General features: G+C 33.6%; 13 protein-coding genes. All 13 read right to left on the reverse strand.

Annotated features, from left to right (window positions below):
• Window positions 1–269: 269 nt before the first annotated feature.
• Window positions 270–719 (reverse strand): hypothetical protein, encoded by a 450-nt coding sequence (locus tag H2672_RS18645; RefSeq protein ID WP_186673865.1) that lies wholly within the window; start codon window positions 717–719, stop codon window positions 270–272.
• Between the two features lie 224 nt (window positions 720–943).
• On the reverse strand, window positions 944–1,663 hold the full coding sequence (locus H2672_RS18650) for a hypothetical protein (RefSeq protein ID WP_186673880.1): 720 nt from the start codon (window positions 1,661–1,663) through the stop codon (window positions 944–946).
• Window positions 1,664–1,935: 272 nt separating this feature from the next.
• Window positions 1,936–2,412: a hypothetical protein gene (locus H2672_RS18655; protein ID WP_186673866.1), complete on the reverse strand. Its 477-nt coding sequence runs from the start codon at window positions 2,410–2,412 to the stop codon at window positions 1,936–1,938.
• Between the two features lie 125 nt (window positions 2,413–2,537).
• Window positions 2,538–2,912, reverse strand: coding sequence for a YhfM domain-containing protein (locus H2672_RS18660; RefSeq protein WP_186673867.1), 375 nt, complete (start codon window positions 2,910–2,912; stop codon window positions 2,538–2,540).
• A 166-nt stretch (window positions 2,913–3,078) separates the two neighbouring features.
• On the reverse strand, window positions 3,079–3,588 hold the full coding sequence (locus H2672_RS18665; RefSeq protein WP_186673868.1) for a MepB family protein: 510 nt from the start codon (window positions 3,586–3,588) through the stop codon (window positions 3,079–3,081).
• A gap of 91 nt (window positions 3,589–3,679) precedes the next feature.
• Window positions 3,680–4,213, reverse strand: a complete 534-nt coding sequence (locus tag H2672_RS18670) for a dihydrofolate reductase family protein (RefSeq protein WP_186673869.1) — start codon at window positions 4,211–4,213, stop codon at window positions 3,680–3,682.
• 260 nt (window positions 4,214–4,473) lie between these two features.
• Window positions 4,474–4,626: a VOC family protein gene (locus tag H2672_RS18675; protein ID WP_186673870.1), complete on the reverse strand. Its 153-nt coding sequence runs from the start codon at window positions 4,624–4,626 to the stop codon at window positions 4,474–4,476.
• Window positions 4,627–4,772: 146 nt separating this feature from the next.
• Entirely contained in the window at window positions 4,773–5,168 is a 396-nt protein-coding gene (locus tag H2672_RS18680; RefSeq protein WP_222439464.1) for a DUF3888 domain-containing protein, read from the reverse strand.
• Between the two features lie 177 nt (window positions 5,169–5,345).
• The gene (locus H2672_RS18685; RefSeq protein ID WP_186673871.1) at window positions 5,346–5,696 is read right to left on the reverse strand and encodes a hypothetical protein; all 351 of its coding nucleotides are present in this window, start codon (window positions 5,694–5,696) and stop codon (window positions 5,346–5,348) included.
• A gap of 110 nt (window positions 5,697–5,806) precedes the next feature.
• Window positions 5,807–5,980, reverse strand: coding sequence for a hypothetical protein (locus H2672_RS18690; protein ID WP_186673873.1), 174 nt, complete (start codon window positions 5,978–5,980; stop codon window positions 5,807–5,809).
• A 145-nt stretch (window positions 5,981–6,125) separates the two neighbouring features.
• On the reverse strand, window positions 6,126–6,572 hold the full coding sequence (locus tag H2672_RS18695; protein WP_186673875.1) for a site-2 protease family protein: 447 nt from the start codon (window positions 6,570–6,572) through the stop codon (window positions 6,126–6,128).
• Window positions 6,573–6,739: 167 nt separating this feature from the next.
• Entirely contained in the window at window positions 6,740–7,000 is a 261-nt protein-coding gene (locus H2672_RS18700; RefSeq protein ID WP_186673877.1) for a hypothetical protein, read from the reverse strand.
• 156 nt (window positions 7,001–7,156) lie between these two features.
• Window positions 7,157–7,405: a hypothetical protein gene (locus H2672_RS18705; RefSeq protein WP_186673879.1), complete on the reverse strand. Its 249-nt coding sequence runs from the start codon at window positions 7,403–7,405 to the stop codon at window positions 7,157–7,159.
• Window positions 7,406–7,510 lie beyond the last annotated feature (105 nt).

The following is a 7,510-nucleotide window of genomic DNA, read 5'->3' on the forward strand; positions in this document are numbered from 1 at the left end:
GCCCGATTGTTGAACACAAGTTAAACAACACTGTTCAACTAACCTGCCCCATTACTTTAATACGTTTGAAACAAATATAAGTTCCAAATTTAATTAAATTTTCCATATAAAATTATTGAAAGTCCATTGTTCCTTATTAAACTAACCTGCCGCTTTAGTTGAATAAAAAAAAAGCCGTCTAAGCAGCTCATCAATCTTCAAGTAAAGCACCCGTTAGTTTAATAAGAACAGAGACGCTTTTTAAACAATCGCGCCCTTTAGCCGAAGAACTAATTTGATACACCATAAAATTTGTAACCATCTACAATTTGAGAAAGTTCTCGATTACTTACATCTTTCCAATCGGTTTCTAATATAGTATCGTTATTTGCATTTATTTCTGCAACAACTTTATTTGTTTCTCTCATAACAAAATAAAGATTTACTTCCTTTATTACACCCAAATATTTTTTGGAATAGTTCTTTATAGCTTCCAATGAAGCTTTTGTTTCAATACTCACATCAGATTCTGCAGCATCATTACTCCATGTTTCAGAATTGGGAAGCATCGTGAATTCAATGTTTAATTTCTCATCTGTAAAATCAACAACTGAAAAGTGATAAAAAATCTCACTTTTATCTTTTAAGTAAGCTTGTATTTTTTCTTCTTCGCTTTGGGTGCAAGCAGCTAACGCAAAAGTAAAAGTCATTAATAACATGAACAAAACATATTTCTTCATTGCTAAACCTCACATCCTTTACATTAGATAAATGAAAAAATTTAAAACTTTTTCGAACTAAACTGCCGCGTTAGTTCAATAAGAAAAAGAGTTACCACTGGCAACCCCATGATTTTTTACTAAAGCACCCGTTAGTTGAATAAGAGTAATTAATTTTGGAAGCAAGTCTCATATTGGGCTTTCATTAACAACCTTTGATTGCCGAGTTAGCTGTAAATAACTAACTATCGAATTGAGCCTGAAAATTCACCCTGTTTACTATTTAACTTCTTCACAAATTCACTATCATCCCAAATATTAGGGTTGTCAATTGTTAGATTTTCTCCGCGTACCATGAAATCATAACTATCTTTTGCACCGGTATACCAATCAACAATGACTAACTTGCCGTTTACATTGCGTACGAGAAATTCAGTGGGTTCACCATAACTCCCTACAGTCTTTTTAATTTCCGCAGGTAAATTTAAATAGAGAAAACCCCCATCTACGTCATCAGTATACTCCACTTCCCGAGTGCCAATATCAACACTCTTCACCAAATTATCAGTAAGATTGTGCGATAAATACAAGTCAAATTGGTATTGAATCTTATTTTGCGTATACTGTTTAAGGTTTTCGTTATCGATAAATGCACCCAATTCAATATCCGAGCCGTTCCAGACAGCTTTATAATAGTCAGTCAGCGCTATCACACACATTTCATAAGCCGTTTCAGAATCCTGAATAGATAGTTCCCCTTCATTCTTAGCTGCATAATCGGGGGTATCTTGTAATACATTCTCTTCCGTGCTGGGCGTAATCTCTGTGTTTATAGCACGAACTGTGCTGCTATCTTCCGAGACTGCAGGCGTATTTTTTTCGTTACTAGCATTTGTTTTATCTTGATTACACCCAACTAACAAAATTGAGCTAAATACAATTACTGGAATTAAAGCTTGTTTCATCACTTCTAAATTCCCCTTTCAAAAATAAAGTGCACATTCCACAACAATTCTCTATACGTAAGTATGACGTTATATATTGGTAAAAGTTTCAATTTAAAACATAATCTTGTGCAACTAACCTGCCCCGTTAGTTAAACGAGAAAAAAGAGCCCTCTAAGATAATGTCATTAACTTCCATCTATAAACTGCTGCTTTTTATGAAAAAGATATTAGAATTAACTATGACAGTCCCATGATACTTTACTCAAGCAACCGTTAGTTCAATAAGCGATTTATTTCTTATAAACTTTCACATAGACACTTCCAAATATTTCTTCTCCAATATAGGCATCTAACTTCCACACTCCACTTTTAGGGAGTTCCATATTTGTTGGAAAGTGCTGATTTGCACCATTATTAGGGCTAAGAAAGGTATTTCCTCTTTTGGGTACAATTATTATTTCCTCATCACTGTTTTCGTGAGTTCCTAAAACCTTAAAATCACCAATTAACTCATCTTCATTTCCCCAAAAGTGCCACATATACTTTTGTACTTTGTTTGGATAAAATCTGACAACTTCATTATTATCGTGGAGAAATCCTAGACGACCTTCTTCTCCAATCATAGTAATTCCAACAGATTCAAACAGAGGACTTTCATTCCAATTGTGTTGAATAACTTCTTCTTTTATTGACTCTTCGTCATTACAGCCCGCAATTACTACTGATAAAATTACCGCACAGATTAAAACTAATCTTTTTTTCATCATAAACAGACCCCCCATCTTTTTATGTTTATTCCCGATAAACTCCAAATATCATTTATTGAATTAACCTGCCCTATTAGTTTAAGAAGAAAAGAACTCTCTAAGAAGCCCCTGTTGTTCTAAAAGTATTAATCCTTATTAGTGTTCAGTAAATCAATTATTTTTCGAGCTGAACTTTCGGTAAGTGAATAGACAGTATGAGTATCTTTTAAATTCATAATCGTAACCGATTCATCACTTATCCAAAGGTAATAGTTTTCAGAACCCAATATAACTTGGTAATCGGGATCAACTGTATTTGCAATACCAGGAACTTTCTCCGCACTATTGAAAGCATTGATAAATTCTTCGATTTCTTTTGTTTTTGTAATATTTATTGATGGATATGTTATTACTTTTGAGAAACCTTTCATTTGAGCAATCTCAATTTTTTCTACATTATCCTTTGAAACACATCCACTCAAAATCAACAAAGAAATTAATGTTAATAATACGCCTCTCATTTCTATAGCCCCCTAATTTATTGGTAGTATAATCACATACTAAAATAGCGTAAGAAAAAAAGCCATATTTCAGCGTGTTTCTGGCAAGGAATAAGGCTTTTAATGTTCAACTATCGCGCCCGATTACTGAAAAAGGTGCAATTCTATTGCACCTGATTGCAGAGAATTACAAAGAATATAGTTCTAGTATTTTCTCTATAGCTATGTTATTCGAGTTACTCATATCAACAAAATAGGGTAACTGCCATTCTTGCGTTTTCATCGCTTGTTTACTTGTTGGACTGTCCCAGCTAGGATAAATACTTATTGCCATTTTTCCAATTGTTGAACTGGACCTAATAATGTTCTGCTTAAAAAGAATTTCTTTAGGAAAAACAAATTGCCCGAATTCGTTTTCATTTTTAAAGGTAGTAATCACTAGTAAATCCGGTGCTTCCGCATATGAATAGGCTTGATTTTTATTATTTTCATCTTTTTCCCAAAATGCAACAAACTGCCCTACTTTTGTAGGGGTAATACTCGCAACTCTGAATCGAACTGTTCTAGATGATAATTCAAATGTACCCGCACCATACTTAAAATTTTGCTTTTCTTCTTGTATCGACTTTACAATTAAGTGATTGGGCTCATAAATTAGTTTACTTACATAGGTTAATGATGTATAAAAGCGGTTCATTTCTTCACCCCTAAAACTTTTAACTAAATGGCCCGTTTGAAACGCAGACCTTATGCGACAACTGCGCCAGTGTGCTGAAATACATTCGTGGTCATTTATTTACTGTGTAATGTAATTCGACAAATTGATTGAAAGTTCTTGTACCTATAAGAGAAAGATCTACCTGATAATCGCCTGCTTTAAATAAAGGTATTCCCTCTCCGATGATCGTGGGTGCAACTGTCACAATCAGTTCATCGACTAACTTTTCTTTTAAAAACGTATGTAGAATATCTCCACCACCAACTATCCAAATATTTTGCCCTTCTTCTTTTTTTAAGTTATCAGCAAATTCGACAATGTCTTCATTTATAAATTTAACATTTTTTGTATCTTCTGATGGTGTTCTTGAAAAAATGTAACAATCTTTATTTTGATAAGGGAATTGACCTTTTTCTTGTTCCATTATCCAATCATATGTCCTTTTGCCAATTAAAATTGTATCCACCGTTTCGAAAAACTCTGAATAGCCATTATCCCCTTCCCCCTCAACTTTAAATAACCAATCAAGAGAGTCATTTTTTGTAGCGATATAACCATCCAAGCTTTGAGCAATAAACAATACTATCTTCCGTTGTTTTTTCATAATAAGCCTCCTAATTATTCTACTCACAGAATATATGTTCCTAATAATAGTTGCAATGCTACTACCCTAATTCAATTATCCGGTACGTTATTTTAAGTACCTTTCTTCACAAACTTTTAATGGCGCGATTGCTTTTATTAAACAATTGCAACCGGTAGTTAAGTAACTTTGTTTGACTTGCAGTTTAAACACTCGTCACGAAATGGCGAATCGGGTTTTCAGCCCTGCGGTATTTTGCTCATATCCTTATACAACGCGTTCTACCGATGACCGTCCGGATTAGCAAAACCGCAGCCGTACATCCAGCCATCCTTTTCGCCCGGCTTGCTGAATACAGTTCCGCCTGCACGTTCAGCTTTCAAGGCAAACTCATTAACTTCATCCCTAGGGTCCGCCCCCATAGAGATTAACACTTCAGTGCCCTGTCACGAATCCGCAACCCCATTACCAGTAAAACCGCTTTGTTTCTAATACCTTTTGTCTGCCTCCGCTAAGCATTAATCCTGTTGTTTCAGTAAAGCACCCGTTAGTTGAATTAGATACAATGCTGTATCAAGACTCATTTTTGAATTTTTGCTACTGAGACTCCATCTGTTATTACATGAAAGGTTATTGTAATAGGACCTTCAGGTGGATTAAAAGGACCTGTATACGTATCATATTTTACTTTCACAGTAAAATCATATTGAGAATACCCGCCAGTTATTCGTTTTACTTCTAATATTTCTGCATTCCAAAGTGCATAACTACGATGTGGGTATTCCTGATTAATTACTTTTCTTGCAGCGGGGTCTAATAAAACTAATAATACATCATATAAATCGGAGTGCTTTTCTTCAGCACCGACATTCTCAGCTTCAACTGTATCTTTGTTCGATAACATTACTCCCGTAGCAAATAACGCCAATACCAAAACGAATGAAACCAAAATAAAGGTAATTTTTTTGTTTTTCATATTTATAATTACCACCTTAATTAATCACTTAAGGTAGTTTGCCCAGTTCATAAAAGTTATGTATCTGTTTAACTAAACTGCCGCGTTAGTAAAAAAATGCTTTACTCCTTATTGAAGTAAAGCACCCGTTAGTGAAACAACAAATATTATAGGGGATTGTAATAGCAGTTTTCCAAACTAATTATTTTCATTATCGAAAGTATCTTTAAAAGCAGACAAAAGATTGAGTAACTTACGCCCTTTAATTAGATCACCTTTAGCTTCTTCTAACATACTAGCTATTCCTTCTTTGTCTTCGCCATTAGGGTCAAAAGTAAACGGTTTTCCAGTATGTTGGCGTTTGAATGTAAACTTCTCACCTGTTTCACAAGACTCAAATGCCCTAGTAAAAAAGGATACACGCCACTCAGCATTGTCAACATTTTCTAAAGCAGAGTTAAATTGTTCTTGAAGAAATAGATCAAACTCTAAGAACTTCTCATTAGATAACCCTCTAAAAGTTTCCATCAAAGCATCACGTTTAGTCATATAAACCCACCACGTCCTATTCTGTAGTATTTATAAAACTGCTTATTCAACTATCCTGCCCCGTTAGTTCAATAAGAAAAAGAGCTGCCAAAGCAACCCTTGCTCTTTAACTAAAGCACACTGTTAGTTGAAATAATATCTAGCATGACTGCACCCCAATAAAGAATACTAAAAGCAAAAAAGACAATAAAAAATGTAGCTATAGCTTTTGGTAATTTACCGTAAATATATATTAATGCTATTCCGATAAGTGTATGGACAACAGCAAAAAGAATAAAACTCATTTACCACATCTCCTGCCTAAAAATCACTATTTCTCCTAAACTAAAAGATAAGATTTCTTAAATTTACCTTACCCGTTAGAAAAAAAGGCACTACTCCTTCTTGAAGTAAAGCACCCGTTAGTGGAAGAACGAAACTCATAACTTATTAATTCCTATATAGTTCAACTAATTGTTTACCATCAGTAGCACCCACGATGGTATTAAGTGGAATTAGATTAATTACAATGGTTAGATACGATACAAAAATGAAACTATCCACATAGTTTCGGAAAACTAGGAATTCATAACCAGTTAATATGTGAAGTACTAATGCAGATAGAAAATTAAAGAAAACTCCACCTAAGTAAAAAAAGGTTTTTTGATTTTTACTTAATATCTTAAGGTTTTTGGAGCCAACTCTCCCTCCAAAGAAAAAGGCTTTCTTAATGAAAAAATTGTTTTTGCTCCAAAGTATATCACCGTTGCCGATAGTAAACTCACTTACTTTCGCACCAAATATTTTCAAGAAAAATGCATGTCCAGATTCGTGAATTAGTGTAATTATAGGACTGATAAATAAAGTGATAATTACGAAGTTTATTAAAAAATCCATCTTTTCATCCCCTTTCTAATATCTACGGAAAAGTAAAAAGAAGGTTTAAAATACTTCTGGATACTAAACACAATGACTATTAGTATAATAAAAGTCCATTTTTATACCGTTAACCTACTAATTTAATGGAAATTCCATGTACAAAGTTATTGAACTAACCTGCCCCGTTAGTTGAAGTAGATGGAGATTATAAACAGTAAAAAAATAGCTATTATAGATTTGATCCATAATATTTTTTTACTAATACCAGCTTTCCCTTCAAGATAATTCATGTAAATCATTGTTAAAGGAAAACCTAACAAAGCAAATGAAGAACCTATACCACCAACAGTTTCATAATATTTCAATAACCCTACTATAATAATGATGAGTCCTAATGTACCAATGAACATATTTATATATAAAATACCTTTATCGTTTTCCTCCAATTTCTCACCTCCAAGTTATCTCTCTATATTTACTTATTCTCTCTTCTGGAAATTAAGCCATTTTCAACTAACCTGCCCCGTTAGTTCAACAAGAAAGAAGAGCTACCTAAGCAGACCCAGGATCTTTCGCAAAAGCAACCCGTTAGTTGAAGAAGACTATTTATTAGTTATCCTTTTAAGTTTTAATTCTTCATATTCTCCCCATACGATATAAAGAATACCTACAAGTAGAGAAAGCACACTAAAAATGTTTAAAGTATATCCTACATAAGATAACATCCCATCGAATAAATCTTGACTCCAACTTGAAACCCCTGAACCAAAAATTGCAGCACTTATATATTTCGTTGATATTAAAAAAGCAGAAATAGCAATAAATGCAATTCCAGTACCTCGTCTTGTCATTTTAAATACCCCTTTCTCTATAAAACGAATAATACCATATATGAACAAATTCTTCTTTTTTCTGTATTACCTTGTTCAACTAACCTGCCACGTTAGTAAAAAAGG

The sequence above is a fragment of the Sporosarcina sp. BP05 genome, assembly GCF_014282005.1.
Lineage (GTDB): Bacteria > Bacillota > Bacilli > Bacillales_A > Planococcaceae > Sporosarcina.